The sequence below is a fragment of the Novosphingobium sp. PC22D genome (assembly GCF_002556635.1).
GTDB lineage: Bacteria > Pseudomonadota > Alphaproteobacteria > Sphingomonadales > Sphingomonadaceae > Novosphingobium.
This window is the reverse complement of the sequence record NZ_MWMO01000002.1, coordinates 172984-187001: the sequence shown is the minus strand read 5'-3', so window position 1 is coordinate 187001 and position 14018 is coordinate 172984. Positions and strand designations below refer to the sequence as shown.

The window sequence follows — 14018 nt, the reverse complement described above, 5'->3', positions numbered from 1 at the left end:
TCAGGCGGTTTCCACGGCGCGGTCGAATTCGATCGGAAGCCCGCGAATGCCCCAGGCGCCGGGGAAGGGCCGCCAGCCTCTCGGCCCGGGCGAGCGCGGATTGCGCAGTCGCCCGGCAATGATGTGCAGCCCCTCCTGGATCAGCGCCTGCGCGAGATACTGGCCGAGGCAGATATGCGGACCCAGGCCGAAGGCGATGTGCTTGGTTTCCGCCTTGCGGTCGGGATCGAAGGTATCGGGCGCGCTGACGTAGCGATCGTCGTGCACCGCGATCGACATGGGAAACCACACGATCGAGCCCTTTTCCAGCAGCACGCCGCGATACTCCATGTCTTCAAGGAGCACGCGCTGCGTCGAGGTGGTCGAGTGATAGCGCAGGGCCTCCTCGACCACGCGGCGGCCGTAATCGAAGTCCTCGCCCACCTTGCGGTACATCTCGGGGCGCGAGAGCAGCAGGTTCATGATCAGCGTCGTCATGTTCTTCGATGTGTCGTAACCGGCGACGAACAGGAAGATCAGCATCTCGACCAGTTCCAGCTCGGTCAGCTCGCCGCGCGCGTGATAGCCCATCAGCAGGTCGAGCAGGTCGTCCTCGCCCGCATGCGGATTGGCGCGGCGCTCGGCGACGAGTTCGACGACGAAAGCCTCCATCCGCTCGACCCCCTCCTGCATCGCCGGAAGCCAGCGCTTGTCCATGCTGGTGGAAAGCCCGATCGCCTCCATCGCGGTGCGCAGGCCGGGGACGACCGAGGGGTCGGCGCCGATCATGCGGCACATGACCGAAATCGGATAGTAGCTTGCGAATTCCTCGAAATCGAACGCGCCTTTCGGGGCCCACTCGTCGAGCAGATCGCGGATCGTTTCGCGCATCAGCGGCCGCAGCTCGTTGACGCGGCGCGGCGTGAACGAGGCGGCGAGCATGTCGCGGTAGCGCTTGTGGCTCGGGCCCATCTGGTTGAGCATGTGGCGCTTCTGGAAATCGCCCCAGCGCGTGCCTTTCGCGTCCATGATGTCGACGATCTGGTCGTAGAGCTGCCCCATCTCGCCCTCGCGGGCGAAGAGGTCGCGCATTGCCTTGTAGTCGGTGACGACATAGCCGAGCACCCAACGCGCCAGCCAGGGATGCTGCGCCCGGGCGCGCTCGATACGCGGGATCGGGTCGGCGGCGAAATCGTCGCTTTCCATCTCGAGATAGGGCAGGTCGAGGTCCTGTCCCTGCTGCACCGTCTGCTGCATCGTTCGCGCTCCTCTCTCCGGTCTTTTTCAGCCGGCCTTGCGGCCCGTCTTTTCCTCCCAAGCCGCGAAGGCGGCTTCGGCTCCCGCGGTTCGCTTCGCCTCCAGCCGGTCGATCGCGTTTTCGAGGTCCGCGTAGCTGCTCTGGCGATTGCGATTGGTCCGCGCGAAGTGGGGCATGACGAACCGCGCGTAGAGCTCGTAGCTTTTCTTCGTCTCCTCCCACTCGGCCCAGTTGTGCGCCTGGAGCAGGACCACGCCGAACTCGCCCTGCTTGGCCTGCAGCTTCTCGATCATCGCGATCGCATCGTCGGGCGTGCCGATCACCGCGCGCCCGGCATTGACCAGCAGCTCCGCCGGATCGCCCGCGCCGCTCATGCCGCGCATGCCGGCGGGCGCGACGCGGTCGAAGTATTCGACCCACCGCGCCAGGCCCTGAGCGACGTCCGCGCGGGCCTGATCGCGGGTATGCGCGACGTGCATCGGCACGACGAGACGCAGCTTGGCCGGGTCCATCGTCACGCCGTTCTCGGCGGCGATCTCGTTGGCGATCCGCCAGTTTTCCTCGAGCACGTCGAAACCGGCCGTCTCTGTCGCGGCGACGCACAGCATGCCGAAGCCGAACTTGCCCGCGAGCATGCCGCCCGACGGCGTGATCGCGCTGGCCACTGCGATCTCGGGGTGCGGCTGGGTATAGGGCAGCAAGTGCGTGCGGGCCTTGTTCAGCGTGAACCACGAAGTCTCGCGCGTCACTTCCTCGCCCGAGAGCAGCGGCACGATCACTTCGGCCACTTCGGTCAGCTTCTCGCGCAGGGACTTCACGTCGACTCCGATCATGTCGGCGTCGGTCGGCAGCAGCCCGGGACCCATCCCGAACATCGTCCGGCCCATCGTCATGTGATCGAGCTGGAGGATGCGGTTCGCGACCATCAGCGGGTTGTGATAGGGCATCGAGACCACGCCGGTGCCAAGCCGGATGCGGCTGGTGCGTTCCGCCGCCGCCGCGATCATCAGTTCGGGCGAGCAGATCGTTTCCCACCCGGTCGAGTGGTGCTCGCCGAACCAGGCCTCGGCGAAGCCGAGCCGATCGACCCACTCCACGATCTCGACGTCGCGCCGCAGCGCGATCGTCGGACTTTCGGTAACGTCATGATAGGGGGCGATGAAAAGCCCGTGCTGCAGGGTCGTCACTGTTAGCCTCTTCCGGTTCGCCCTCGTGTCCGCGCTGGTGATCAGGCCGCGGCCGGGGTCGTTCGACCGTCCTAGGCCAGAAAATCGGGAAGGGGAAAAACGCCTGTTCTACGAAGCGCGGCCAGGACGTGCGCCGCATTGCAAATCGGTCGGCCTTTGCCCAAACGGGGGGCATGAGGATCGATGCGGAACAGCGGCGGCGGGCGATCGCGCAAGTCACGATCGACCTGGTCGCGAACGAAGGGTTTGCCGCCGCGACATTCCGCCGCATCGCGGCCGAGGGCGGATGGAGCACTGCCTCGATCACCAATTACTTCGACGACAAGCACGACCTGCTGGTCTGGACCTTCGAAGTCCTTTCGGCCGAGGGCGAGGTTCGCTTCGACGAGGCGCTGCGCGCGGCGGGCGACGATCCGATCCCGCCGCTGCTGACGATGCTTCCGTGGTGTCCGGCCAATGTCCGGCGCTGGAAAGCCTATCTCGCATTCTGGGACGCGGCGGTTCGCGACGGCGAACTCGCCGCGCGGCTGGCAGGCAGTACCCGTGTCGGCACGCAGCTTCTCGAACGGCTGGTGCGGCGGGCCTGCCCGGACGCGCCGGACATCCGCGCGCGGGCGCAAAGGCTGAGCATAAACATCCAGGGCCTTGCGCTGCACATCCTGGTCGATCGCGGCAATTGGCCGGAAGCGGCCATCCGCCAGACGCTCGATGACCTGCGTCGCGACCTGCTGACCTTATATGGCGGAAACGGGCAGGGGCCGGGATAGCGCGGACCCTGCCGATGCCCCGGCAAGTCAGGCGGCGGCGACGGTCCGCCGTCCCGCCTTGGCGATGATCCGCGCTGCCAGAGCGTCGGCGGCCTCGACCGGCGTCGTCCCCTGCGTGTCGGCGAGATCGAGCACTTCGCGCATCCGGTCCGCGATCTGGCCGACCCGGGCATCGACCTCCGCCGTGTCCCAACCGGAATACTCGGCCGCGACATTGATGATGCCGCCGGCGTTGACGAGATAGTCAGGCGCATAGAGGATGCCGCGATCGGCCAGTTGCCGGGCCTGCATGTCGGTTTCCAACTGGTTGTTGGCCGCTCCGCACACGACTTTCGCCTGGAGCGCGTCGGCTGTCCTGGCCGTGATGGCGCCTCCGAGTGCGCAAGGCGCGAACACGTCGGCCCGCGCTCCGACGAGCGCCGCAGGGGTCATGACCTGCGCATCGAAGGCGACCACGGCTCGTGCCGCCACGTCGCTGCGCGGTTCCGCGACCAGCAGTCTCGCGCCCGCTTCGTGAAGCCGTTCGCACAGCGCGAAACCGACATGGCCGAGGCCCTGCACGGCAACGGTCAGGCCATCGAGCGAGGTGCCGAGGCGGTGCGCCACGGCGACCTGCATCGCGCTGAAGACGCCGAGCGCGGTCCATGGCGAGGGATCGCCGCCCGGCTGGCCCGGCACTTGCGCGAGCCCGGCGACGTGAGTCGTCTGCGAGGAGACCTGCGCCATGTCCTCGACCGTCGTGCCGACGTCCTCGGCCGTGACATACAGACCGTCGAGGGCTTCCACCGCACGACCGAACGCGCGGAACAAGGCGCTGCGATCGTACGTCCCGGTCGGAGCATCGATCACGGCCTTGCCGCCTCCGAACGGAAGACCGGCAAGGGCGTTCTTGTAGCTCATCCCGCGCGCGAGCCGCAGGGCATCGGCCGAGGCCAGTTCGAGCGAGGGGTACGACCAGAACCGGCACCCGCCCGCCGCGGGGCCCAGGCGCGTCGAGTGAAGCACGATGAAACCGGCGAGGGCGGTTTCCTCGTCATGCAGACGGACCACTCTTTCGGGCAGTACGTAGTCCTTGGCGGTTTCGAGCGTCATCAGATTGCCTCCAGGTTCTGTCGCAATCATAGGTCCGCATCTACGAAAAATCCGGCCTCATATCGTTTCCATTCGGCGGATTTCAGGATGTTCATGCCCAATAACACGGATTATACGGTCGTTCATGCCCGATGAACTCGATCCCTACGAGCGCAAGATTCTTGCCCTGCTGCAAGATGATTCGAGCCTGTCGACCGCCGCGATCGCCGAGAAGGTGGGGCTGTCGACCTCGCCGTGCTGGCGGCGCATCGACCGGCTGGAGCGCGATGGCTTCATCAAGCGCCGCGTAGCTCTGGTCGATCGCCGAAAGGTCGGGCTCAACGCGCAGATTTTCGCGCAGGTGAAGCTCAACGCGCACGGCAGGGCCAATCTCGACGAGTTCACCGTAGCGATCCGGGAGTTCCCGGAGGTGCTCGAATGCTACGTGATGATGGGCTCGGTCGATTTCATGCTCAAGGTCGTCGCGGCGGACATCGAGGCCTACGAGCGTTTCTTCTTCGAGAAACTCTCGCAGATCCCCGGGGTGCAGGAAATCAACTCGACGGTCGCGCTGTCCGAGATCAAGCACACGACGTCGCTGCCGCTTCCGTCGCGGTGAAGCGCGGCGCCGACAGGGGAGCGCGAGGGAAGGGGCGGAGCCCAGGGAAACGGCGCCCGCGAGCCTGCGTCCTGTCATTTCAATAACGAAACGTTGACAAAACATAGATGAACTGCTGTTTTAGCGGCCGCCGAAGCGACGGAGGCGGCATGGGCGGTATCATTCCTGCGGGGATCTGGGTCATGGACGAGGCACGGTCCCGCAAGCTCACCCCGGGCTCGCTGTCGCTTTGGGTCCTGCGCGACGATGGCGATCAACTCGTCTGGGTGTCGGTCGAGACCGATTCCGAAGGCCGGATCGCGGTGCACAGCTTCGATGGCCGCTACGGAGGGCCGCCGACGACCGTGCTGGGCAACGGTTTCGTCGTTTCGCTCACCAGCCCGGCGCCGCGCCGGATTCAGGTCACCGGCGACATACCGGGCATGGGCGCCTTCCGGGAATTGAGCGAAGTCTCCCAAGACGGCCGCCGGATGCTGGTCAGCGGCGAAGTCGGGTCCGGCGGCGACGTCAGAACCTGGTACGAAGAATTCAACTGGCAGGGTCCAAGCCCTCATCGGGCCTGACCGCGCGGGAGCACGGCATGACGATCGCGACTATACCCGATTCCGCCGATTGGCCGACGCTCGGCGTCGCCGGCCGCAATACCTACCGGGTCAGCGATCAGGTGGTCGACATGCGGCGCCCGCCTCGCGAGCCTCGCCCCGTCCGCCTCTCCGCATTGCCGCAGGACGTCGTCGTGGATCTGTCCCGGGCGGCCATGGTGATCATCGACATGCAGAACGACTTCTGCGGCGCGGAGGGGTGGATCGCCTCGCTGGGCATCGACTTCGCCGGCGGGCGCGCGCTGGTCGAACCGATCAGCCGCGCCGCGACGGCCATGCGCGATGCCGGCGCGCCGGTGATCTGGCTGAACTGGGGCGTGCGGCCCGATCGGGCGAATCTGTCGCCCGGCACGCAGCACCCCTTCAATCCGAACGGACGCGGCCCCGGGCTCGCCGGCCCGCGCCAGGCCGGCGCGCGCGAATACGGCGTATTGCAACATGGCGAGTGGGGCGCCGAACTTATCCCGGGCCTGGAGCGGCACGAGGGCGACATCTGGGTGGACAAGCACCGGATCAGCGGGTTCCACGACACGCCGCTCGACGCGATCCTGCGCAACCATGACGTCACGACCGTCCTTTTCGCGGGGGTCAACGCCGATCATTGCGTTCTCGGCACACTCATGGACGCGAATTTCCACGGCTACGACACGATCATGCTCGAGGATTGCGTGGCGACGACCTCGCCGGAGTTCTGCATGCAGGCGACGCTCCACAACGTCCGCTTCTGCTTCGGCTTCACGACGACCTCGCAGGAACTGGCGGAGGCGGCGGCGCGCTGACCGCCTCTGGGTGGATCGACCCGGTCGGCGTGCGGGCATCGCGGCTGGCCATGCGGCAGCCTTCATCATTTCCGACTCAATCGCGTTCGCTGCCATCGGCGTGCGAGCACCACGTCCCGCGTGCCTTCCGGTGCCGCGCGGGATTGCGTCGGGTGGGGACGCCGTGAATGGACTGACTTCCAATGATAAAATCAATTCAACGATAAATCATCAATAAAATGATTGCGAATCGTCAAAGGTCTGTCATCTTGATCGGGAAGCGGGGCACGGGGTCCTGTGAGTCAGGTTGCCGAGAGGGGGGCATGCGCATGGGCTGGTCTGGGCGGTCATCGCGAAGCTACGGTGTATTGGTGTGCGGTACGGCGCTCTCCTCGCTGGTGGCGGGGGCGGCCCATGCGCAGGAGGCAAATGGCGTCGACGAGGCTGGCGGCGACGCGATTGTCGTCACGGCCCAGCGCCGCGCGCAGCGACTGCTCGACGTCCCGGTTTCGGTCGAGGTGACCGGCAAGGAGGAGATCCGCACCGAGAACCTCACGTCGCTGGTATCGTTCGCGCGCCAGAACCCCTCGATCAAGGTCCAGGGCAGTGGGCGGTCGAGCAACTTCTTCATCCGCGGCACCGGCTCCGGCGAGAGCCAGTCGTTCGACCAGTCGGTCGGCACCTTCATCGACGACATCTATCACGGCCGCTCGCGCAATTCCGAGGCGACGTTCCTCGATCTTGAGCGGGTCGAAGTGCTCAAGGGGCCGCAATCGACCTTCTTCGGCAACAACGCCATCGCCGGCGCCTTCAACATCGTCTCGGTAAAGCCGTCGGACGAGATGACCGGCTGGATGCGTGGACTGATTTCGCCCAGCAGCGGCGAAAACGGCGGGCAATACGCGCTCGAAGGTGCGGCCACGCTGCCTTTTTCCGAGCAATTCCAGATGCGCGTCGCGGGCACGATGAACGGCCAGCGGGGGGTCTACCGCAACGTCGCGACCGGCCAGCGTTCGCCCAACCAGGAAAACTTCGCCTTTCGCGCCACGGCCCGCTATGCGCCGGTCGAAACGTTCGAAGCCTTGCTCAAGGGCGAGATCAGCGAGAGCGTCACCAAGGGCGGACTGGTGCTGCGCCAGACGTTCTGCCCGCCCGACGAGCCCTTCACGGCGGCGGGCTTCTGCGCCGCGAACGTCGCGGCCGGCGCGCCCAGCGGTCTGGAGAACAGCCTCTACACCTCGAACGTCGGCAACTACAGCCGGCTGCGCAACAAGGAGGCGGTGCTGACGCTGAACGCCGGCGTCGGCGACCACACGCTGACCTCGACGACCGGCTACTACGACTACCGGTTCACGCTGAGCCTCGACAACGACGGCACCGCGAGCAAGTTTCTCAACGTCCTCGCGCCCGAACGGTATCACCAGTTCAGCCAGGAAGTGCGACTGTCGTCGGCGCTCGGCCAGCCGCTGGAATACATGGCCGGGCTCTATTTCCAGGACGAGAAGCTCGATATCCAGCAGGATGTCAGCTTCTTTTTCCTGACCGCCAACCTCGCGCCGGTTCCGGTCTTCGCGCCGCTGGCGCCGCTGCTTCCGATCGGCCAGCGGGTTCTCGCGACGCAGAAGGCGCGCACGTACTCGGGCTTCGGCAGCGTGACGTGGAACCTGACCGAGACCATCAGCCTCAGCGGCGGTCTGCGCTACAGCGTCGTGAAGAAGGACTTCGACTGGCGCCTGCGGCTCGGGACCGCGACGCGCGACTACGGCGGCATCGCGCCCTTTCCCGAAGCGCTTCAGCCGCTGGCGGGTCTGATCGGGATCGGCACGCCCGGCGATGTCAGCCTGAAGCGGACCGACAAGCAGCTCATGCCCTCGGCCCGCATCCAGTTCGAGCCATCGCCCGATCTGATGGCCTACGCCTCCTATTCGCACGGCTTCAAGGCCGGCGGCTTCAGCGTCGCCGAGCTTTCCGCCAATCCCGACAACTACGGCTTCGATCCCGAGAAGGTCGATGCCTACGAAGTCGGGCTGAAGGGCCGGTTCCGCGACGGGGCCGTGAGCCTCAACCTCGCGGCGTTCCGCAATGATTTCTCCGACCTGCAAGTCGTGATCAACGGAACCAATGCGGCGGGCGCGCCGGTGAACTTCGTACGCAACGCGGCACAATCGCGCGCGCAGGGCCTCGAACTGGAGGCGCGGGCGAAGCTCGCCTCGTTCTTCCAGATCGCCGCTTCGGGCACCTATCTGGATTCGAAGTACCGCAACTACACGGATGCCGGCGCTACCTACGCGCAGCAATATGCGGCGATCCAGGCGGGCCGGAACCCTTCGGGCGAGCGCCAGGACCTGAGCGGCAAGCGCACGCTTTACGCGCCCGAGTGGAGCGGCTCGGTCACCGGAACGCTGACGCTGCCGGTGGCGGACGGGTCGAATCTCATCGCCGAGGCGACGGGGATATTCTCCTCGCGCTACAACACGATCTTCACGCTCGATCCGCTGGCCGTGCAGGACGGATACGCGCGGCTCGATGCGCGTCTGACGCTCGAGATTCTCGACGGAGCGCTCGCCTTCGACGTGATCGGCAAGAACCTGACGGACACCACGATCCTGACGTTCTCGGGCTATCAGCCGTCCTCGCTCGGCAGTTTCTTTCAGGACCGGCAGCCGTTCCGCAACGTCGCCTTCCAAGTCCGCTTCGCCTTCTGAGATATCCCGATCGAAAACACGATCAGCAAGTGCATGAGGAGAGACGTCCGTGTCCGATTCCGAGCTTTCGGAGGAGTTCCGCCGTATCTACACCGAATGGGGCGATGCGATCGCCGAAAAGCGCCATGACTGGCTGGAAGACTTCTTCGCCGACGATTTCCTCGGCACCGCGCAGCCCTGGCCGACGCTGATCGTCGACAAGCGGCAGATGATCGATCTCGACAAGGCGATCGAGGCGATGGACACCGTATGGGTCAAGGTCGAGGCGCAGCGGATCGGCGAGGATGTGCTGACCGTCGGGCATGTGCGCTACTTGCGCGAGGATTTCCGCGACGGGGCGGCGATAGGCGAAGGCATGCCGAGCGGCAGCCAGATCGCGCAGCTCACCAAGGGCAAGATCGCGGTTTATACCAACGCCTGGCGGCACAACGGCAAGCGCTGGCAGTGCTATGACCACCATCTCGTCGCCGTGATCGAGGACAAGGGGTTCGACTGAGGCCGGCGAAGGTCTCGGCGGCCGGAGGATGTCCGCCTAGCCGAACAGGTCCTTGGTCATCGACTCGCGATAGTGCTGGTCGAGATCGGCGGCGGGCATGTCCTCGATCTCGGCCAGCGCCTTCATCATCGTGCCGGGCGAGGGGACCGAGCGGCGATCAATCATGCTTTCCGACTTCCACAGACCGGCCCGGTTGATCGCCTTGCCACAGTGGAAATAGACCGCCTCGATCGCCACCACGACGGCGACCTTGGGCACCTTTGCGCCTTCCGCGAGACATTCGCGGATGGCCATGTCCTGCGTGATCCCCGCCTTTCCGTTGATCCGCATGAACATGTCGAGCCCGGGGAACAGAAACACCAGGCCCACCGCGGGATTGCGCACGATATTGCGCAGCGTCTCGATCTTGTTGTTGCCGGGCCAGTCGGCGAAACAGACCGTGTGATCGTCGAGCGGATGAACCAGCCCGGCCGAACCGCCCCTCGGCGAGGCATCGAACCCGTCGGTCCCGCCCGATGCGATGACGAAGAAAGTCGCGCGCTTCAGGAACTCGTGGTGAAATTCGGTGAGATGTCGCGTCGTCGCGCGTTCGACCATGGCCGCTGGCGCTTCGAAGAGCGCGTCGAGTTGCGCCTCGTCGAGAAAGGCCAGGTCTTCGCGCATTACCAGTCTCCGATGGATTAAGGATATATCGATATATTGTAGATAAATTATCGTTATATCAATCCATAATCTCGTCGAAAAGCATGATTTTTCGTTGATCGACAGGCGCTGATGGTGCGAATGCATCGAGGGCAAGTCATCGATAAGATACCGTGATAGTCCGATAACGGAAGGAAAGCCCCCATGTCGAAAGCGTCACCCGATCTGGAGAGCGAGGCCGCGCGGCAACTGACCGAGCTGGAACTCACGCTCACGGTCCTGTGGAACAGCGTGCGCCGCTGGATGAGCCAGCGCGGCAACTCGAACGACGTCAGCGGGCTGTCGGAACTCGACGTGTTCCTGCTGCACCTGCTGGTCTATCGCAACCGGCAACTGCGGGCGACCGACCTTGCCTTCGCGCTGTCGATCGACGACATGCACCTCGTCACCTACTCGCTCAAGAAACTGGCGCGGCTCGGCATGGTCGACAGCACCAAGATCGGCAAGGAAGCCTTCTACGAGGCGACCGATCGCGGCAGGGACCACTATGCCGACTTCCACGAGGACCGGCGCACGTATCTCGAGCCGGCGATGGCCTTCATGCCGCAGGAGGGGATCGATATCGCCAAGGTCAATCAGTTCCTGCGCGCCTTGTCCGGCATGTACGAACAGGCCGCCCGTGCCGCCGCCTCATCGCGGGGGTGAGGGCGGAGTACGGAGGGTTGATCGCTTCTTCATCCGACGCCTCGCTGATATGGTGCGGGAGCGTGCGGCCCCTTTGTGCGGTTGACGGGGCGGGTCGCGTTTCGGCAAGCAGGGTCGTGAGCCTGTGTCGCCATGGGCGCGAGCGCCCATCCGAAAGCAGCGTCGCAACTTGCGGCGCATACGTTCGTTGGGCTGATGATCCGGAACGAGACCAGCAGGGGAACCGATGTCCGATCCCGTCCTGACGGAAGCCGCCACTCTCGAAGAAAGCGCGAGGATCAAGGTCAATCCTCCCGTCTTCTACACGTCGGCGGGCCTGATCCTCGCGTTCGCCCTGTTCGGGGCCTTGCTTCCCGAGCGGGCCGGGCGGATCTTCGATCATGTCCAGGCCTTCATCGTGCAGGATTTCGGCTGGCTCTACATCTCGTCGGTCGCCGGCTTTCTGATCTTCGTGATCTACCTGATGCTCAGCCGTCACGGCGACATCAAGCTGGGGCCCGACGAGAGCGAGCCCGAGTACAGCTACCTTTCCTGGTTCGCGATGCTGTTCAGCGCGGGCATGGGCATCGGTCTCGTGTTCTTCGGCGTGGCCGAGCCGATCCAGCACTACTCCGCGCCTCCGATCGGCGAGGCGAGCACGGTGGAATCGGCCCGGCAGGCGATGATGCTGACCTTCTTCCACTGGGGCCTGCATGCCTGGGCGATCTATATCGTAGTCGGCCTGTCGCTGGCCTATTTCTCCTTTCGCCGGGGGCTTCCGCTGACGATCCGTTCGGCCCTCTACCCCCTGATCGGCCACCGCATCGACGGGCCGATCGGCCATGCGATCGACATCTTCGCGGTGCTGGGCACGATGTTCGGCGTGGCGACCTCGCTCGGCCTCGGCGTCCTGCAGGTCAATGCCGGGTTCGCCTATCTGTTCGGCGTGCCGGTGGCGAGTTCCACCCAGCTCATCCTGATCGCGGTCATCACCGTGCTCGCGACCATGTCGGTGTTCCTAGGTCTCGACAAGGGCGTGAAGCGCTTGTCGGAACTCAACATCATCCTCGCCGTGCTCCTGCTGGGCTTCGTCCTGTTTTCGGGCTCGACGGTCTTCCTGCTGCAGGCCTTCGTCCAGAACGTCGGCACCTATCTGGGAGAAGTGGTCCCGCGCACCTTCCGCATGTACGCTTACGAGCCCAATCCGTGGCTGGCCGACTGGACGCTGTTCTACTGGGGCTGGTGGATCGCCTGGTCTCCGTTCGTGGGCATGTTCATCGCCCGCATCTCGCACGGGCGCACGATCCGCGAATTCGTGGGCGGAGTGCTGCTGGTGCCGGTGCTGTTCACTTTCCTGTGGATGACGGTCTTCGGGAACACCGCCATCTTGCTCGACTTGTCGGGCGTGGAGCCGATCGCGCGGACGGTTGCGAACAATCTGCCCGTAGCCTTGTTTGAAACCCTCGCGGCTTTGCCGTTGGGCTCGATCACCTCGCTGATCGCGACCTTCCTGGTGATCACCTTCTTTGTCACCTCGGCCGATTCCGGCGCGCTGGTGATCGACATGATCACATCGGGCGCGGCGGAAAATCCGCCGGTGTGGCAACGTATCTTCTGGGCGCTTTGCGCCGGTGGGATCGCGGCGGTGCTGCTCGTCGCCGGAGGTCTGGAGGCGTTGCAGACCGCGGCGATCGCCAGCGCGTTGCCCTTCGCGGTGATCATGATCTTCATCAGCTACGGCCTGTACCGCGCGCTCCGGATGGAAGCTCTCGGGACCGGAAGCGATCTGATGCTGGCGCCCGTCAGCATGAGCCCGACGCCGGAACTGAACTGGCAGCAGCGCCTGACCTCGATCATGGGCCATTTCGACAAACGCCACATCGACGTCTTCCTGCGGGATACGGCGCGGCCCGCGCTCGAGGCCGTCGCGGACGAGATGCGCGCCAGCGGCTTCGCACCCGATCTCGAGGAGAAGGCGGACGGGCTGGAACTGACCGTTCCGCACGGCGAGCGCGGCGCCTTCCGCTACACCGTGCGCGGCCGTCCGTTCCTGCTGCCGAGCTTCGTCTGGGCCGAGACGCGCAAGGCCCACGACGCCGAGCCGCGTCACTACCGGGCGATGGCCCACACCTCCGAGGGCGAGACGCCGCATGACGTCACCGGCTTCTCGCGCGATCAGATCATCAATGATCTGCTCAACCGCTACGCGCGGTTCCGCCATTCCCGGCGGATCGCCTGAGGCGGGGGCGGCGCGAGTCTCAGCGGGTCCAGCTCAGGCCGATCCGGCCTACGACGTCGTACCGGTCCAGGCCGCTGGCGACGTCGCCGTTGGGAACCCACAAGTCGAACCCGCCGCGCACCGTCAGGCCGGGGGCCTTCTCCGGCGCGGGCTTGCCCGAGAGGATCAGCCCGGTGCGAAAGAAGCCGAAAGTTTCCGTCCCACCGTCGAGCCCGTCATAGTATTCGTCGGACAAGCCGATCATCAGCGGCACCGCGACATGCACGCTCGCCCCGCCGAGCCGGGCATCGAACGATGGGGTAAGCGAGGGCTGCACGTAGAGCGCATCGCTCCGGCCCGGGCGTCCCGCTTCCTGCACCAGCCGCAGCGAGGGCGAGAGGCTGAAGTTGTCGAGCGGGATGATGTCCTGCCAGACGCCGGAATCGTCATACCCCACCACCAATTCCAGATCGTTGTACCCTTCGAAGGAATTGCCGAGCGATTCATAGCGAAAGTAGGTCGCGGATATGGTCCACCTCTCTGAAAGCCGGAACGCCGCGCCGGCATAGAGGTCGGTTTCGTAGAAGCGCGTCAGCCGGCCGGCCGGACCCGGCGGTACCGAACCCAGCTTGATGCTGCCCCAGCTTCCGACAAACAGGCCCGCATCGTCGACAATGCCGCCTTCCAGTTCGGGAAAGTCCATGGATATCGTGAGTTGGGGCTGAAAGCTCACCTCCTCGGCGAACATCACTCCGCGTGAAATATACTCCGTCACCACATCCGCCCCGGCGGTTATCGAGAAGCGATTGCCTGCTCCTCCCGGTTCCGCTTCGGACCGGACGGTCTTGGTCGGTTCGCTTTCCTGTGCCGTCGCCGGGACGCTGAGCCCTTGGCAAAGCGCGAGGGCGGGCAGGAGCAGATGTCTCATGCTGTCTTCCGCGGAGGATGGGCGCCATGTCGTTCCCCCCTAACCCGGCGCGGAAAGCGCTGGTTCCTGAAAGATGCAATTTCCCGGCCTGGCTCGGCAGTCAG

The 14018-nt window shown here is 65.2% G+C and carries 13 protein-coding genes; 8 read left to right on the top strand and 5 right to left on the bottom strand.

Annotated features, from left to right (window positions below; genetic code table 11):
- Window positions 1-1236 carry a cytochrome P450 gene (locus B2G71_RS04550; protein WP_098104549.1) on the bottom strand — a complete coding sequence of 412 codons (1236 nt, stop codon included), beginning with the start codon at window positions 1234-1236 and terminating at the stop codon, window positions 1-3.
- A gap of 27 nt (window positions 1237-1263) precedes the next feature.
- Window positions 1264-2424: an LLM class flavin-dependent oxidoreductase gene (locus tag B2G71_RS04545; RefSeq protein ID WP_168176254.1), complete on the bottom strand. Its 1161-nt coding sequence runs from the start codon at window positions 2422-2424 to the stop codon at window positions 1264-1266.
- A gap of 173 nt (window positions 2425-2597) precedes the next feature.
- Between B2G71_RS04545 and B2G71_RS04540 the strand changes: the two genes are divergently transcribed.
- Entirely contained in the window at window positions 2598-3191 is a 594-nt protein-coding gene (locus B2G71_RS04540) for a TetR family transcriptional regulator C-terminal domain-containing protein (protein WP_098104547.1), read from the top strand.
- Between the two features lie 27 nt (window positions 3192-3218).
- On the opposite strand, the gene B2G71_RS04535 is transcribed toward B2G71_RS04540, so the two are convergent.
- Window positions 3219-4283, bottom strand: coding sequence for a Glu/Leu/Phe/Val dehydrogenase (locus B2G71_RS04535; protein ID WP_098104546.1), 1065 nt, complete (start codon window positions 4281-4283; stop codon window positions 3219-3221).
- 124 nt (window positions 4284-4407) lie between these two features.
- Here B2G71_RS04535 and B2G71_RS04530 point away from each other — a divergent pair, with 124 nt between their 5' ends.
- The 5 genes from B2G71_RS04530 (at window position 4408) to B2G71_RS04510 (ending at window position 9442) form a co-directional block, all read left to right on the top strand.
- On the top strand, window positions 4408-4881 hold the full coding sequence (locus B2G71_RS04530; RefSeq protein ID WP_098104545.1) for an Lrp/AsnC family transcriptional regulator: 474 nt from the start codon (window positions 4408-4410) through the stop codon (window positions 4879-4881).
- 149 nt (window positions 4882-5030) lie between these two features.
- Window positions 5031-5444 carry a hypothetical protein gene (locus B2G71_RS04525; RefSeq protein ID WP_098104544.1) on the top strand — a complete coding sequence of 138 codons (414 nt, stop codon included), beginning with the start codon at window positions 5031-5033 and terminating at the stop codon, window positions 5442-5444.
- A 17-nt stretch (window positions 5445-5461) separates the two neighbouring features.
- Window positions 5462-6262, top strand: coding sequence for a cysteine hydrolase (locus B2G71_RS04520; protein WP_098104543.1), 801 nt, complete (start codon window positions 5462-5464; stop codon window positions 6260-6262).
- Window positions 6263-6612: 350 nt separating this feature from the next.
- On the top strand, window positions 6613-8946 hold the full coding sequence (locus B2G71_RS04515; protein ID WP_168176253.1) for a TonB-dependent receptor: 2334 nt from the start codon (window positions 6613-6615) through the stop codon (window positions 8944-8946).
- A 49-nt stretch (window positions 8947-8995) separates the two neighbouring features.
- On the top strand, window positions 8996-9442 hold the full coding sequence (locus B2G71_RS04510) for a hypothetical protein (protein ID WP_098104541.1): 447 nt from the start codon (window positions 8996-8998) through the stop codon (window positions 9440-9442).
- 36 nt (window positions 9443-9478) lie between these two features.
- Here the strand turns inward: B2G71_RS04510 and B2G71_RS04505 are convergent, their stop codons facing one another.
- A complete protein-coding gene (locus tag B2G71_RS04505; protein ID WP_168176252.1) occupies window positions 9479-10105 on the bottom strand; it encodes an MSMEG_1061 family FMN-dependent PPOX-type flavoprotein in 627 nt (208 codons plus the stop codon).
- Window positions 10106-10288: 183 nt separating this feature from the next.
- On the opposite strand from B2G71_RS04505, the gene B2G71_RS04500 reads away from it, so the two are divergent.
- Window positions 10289-10789, top strand: a complete 501-nt coding sequence (locus tag B2G71_RS04500) for a winged helix DNA-binding protein (protein ID WP_098104539.1) — start codon at window positions 10289-10291, stop codon at window positions 10787-10789.
- A 226-nt stretch (window positions 10790-11015) separates the two neighbouring features.
- Window positions 11016-13007, top strand: coding sequence for a BCCT family transporter (locus B2G71_RS04495; RefSeq protein ID WP_098104538.1), 1992 nt, complete (start codon window positions 11016-11018; stop codon window positions 13005-13007).
- Window positions 13008-13026: 19 nt separating this feature from the next.
- On the opposite strand, the gene B2G71_RS04490 is transcribed toward B2G71_RS04495, so the two are convergent.
- Window positions 13027-13914, bottom strand: a complete 888-nt coding sequence (locus tag B2G71_RS04490; RefSeq protein WP_141521491.1) for a hypothetical protein — start codon at window positions 13912-13914, stop codon at window positions 13027-13029.
- Between the last annotated feature and the right edge of the window lie 104 nt (window positions 13915-14018).

Excerpts from the sequence above, each read along its gene's own strand:
- B2G71_RS04550 (WP_098104549.1), bottom strand. The coding sequence starts at position 1,236 with ATGCAGCAGACGGTGCAGCAGGGACAGGACCTCGACCTGCCCTATCTC.
- B2G71_RS04540 (WP_098104547.1), top strand. The coding sequence starts at position 2,598 with ATGAGGATCGATGCGGAACAGCGGCGGCGGGCGATCGCGCAAGTCACG.
- B2G71_RS04535 (WP_098104546.1), bottom strand. The coding sequence starts at position 4,283 with ATGACGCTCGAAACCGCCAAGGACTACGTACTGCCCGAAAGAGTGGTC.
- B2G71_RS04530 (WP_098104545.1), top strand. The coding sequence starts at position 4,408 with ATGCCCGATGAACTCGATCCCTACGAGCGCAAGATTCTTGCCCTGCTG.
- B2G71_RS04525 (WP_098104544.1), top strand. The coding sequence starts at position 5,031 with ATGGGCGGTATCATTCCTGCGGGGATCTGGGTCATGGACGAGGCACGG.
- B2G71_RS04520 (WP_098104543.1), top strand. The coding sequence starts at position 5,462 with ATGACGATCGCGACTATACCCGATTCCGCCGATTGGCCGACGCTCGGC.
- B2G71_RS04505 (WP_168176252.1), bottom strand. The coding sequence starts at position 10,105 with ATGCGCGAAGACCTGGCCTTTCTCGACGAGGCGCAACTCGACGCGCTC.
- B2G71_RS04500 (WP_098104539.1), top strand. The coding sequence starts at position 10,289 with ATGTCGAAAGCGTCACCCGATCTGGAGAGCGAGGCCGCGCGGCAACTG.
- B2G71_RS04495 (WP_098104538.1), top strand. The coding sequence starts at position 11,016 with ATGTCCGATCCCGTCCTGACGGAAGCCGCCACTCTCGAAGAAAGCGCG.
- B2G71_RS04490 (WP_141521491.1), bottom strand. The coding sequence starts at position 13,914 with ATGAGACATCTGCTCCTGCCCGCCCTCGCGCTTTGCCAAGGGCTCAGC.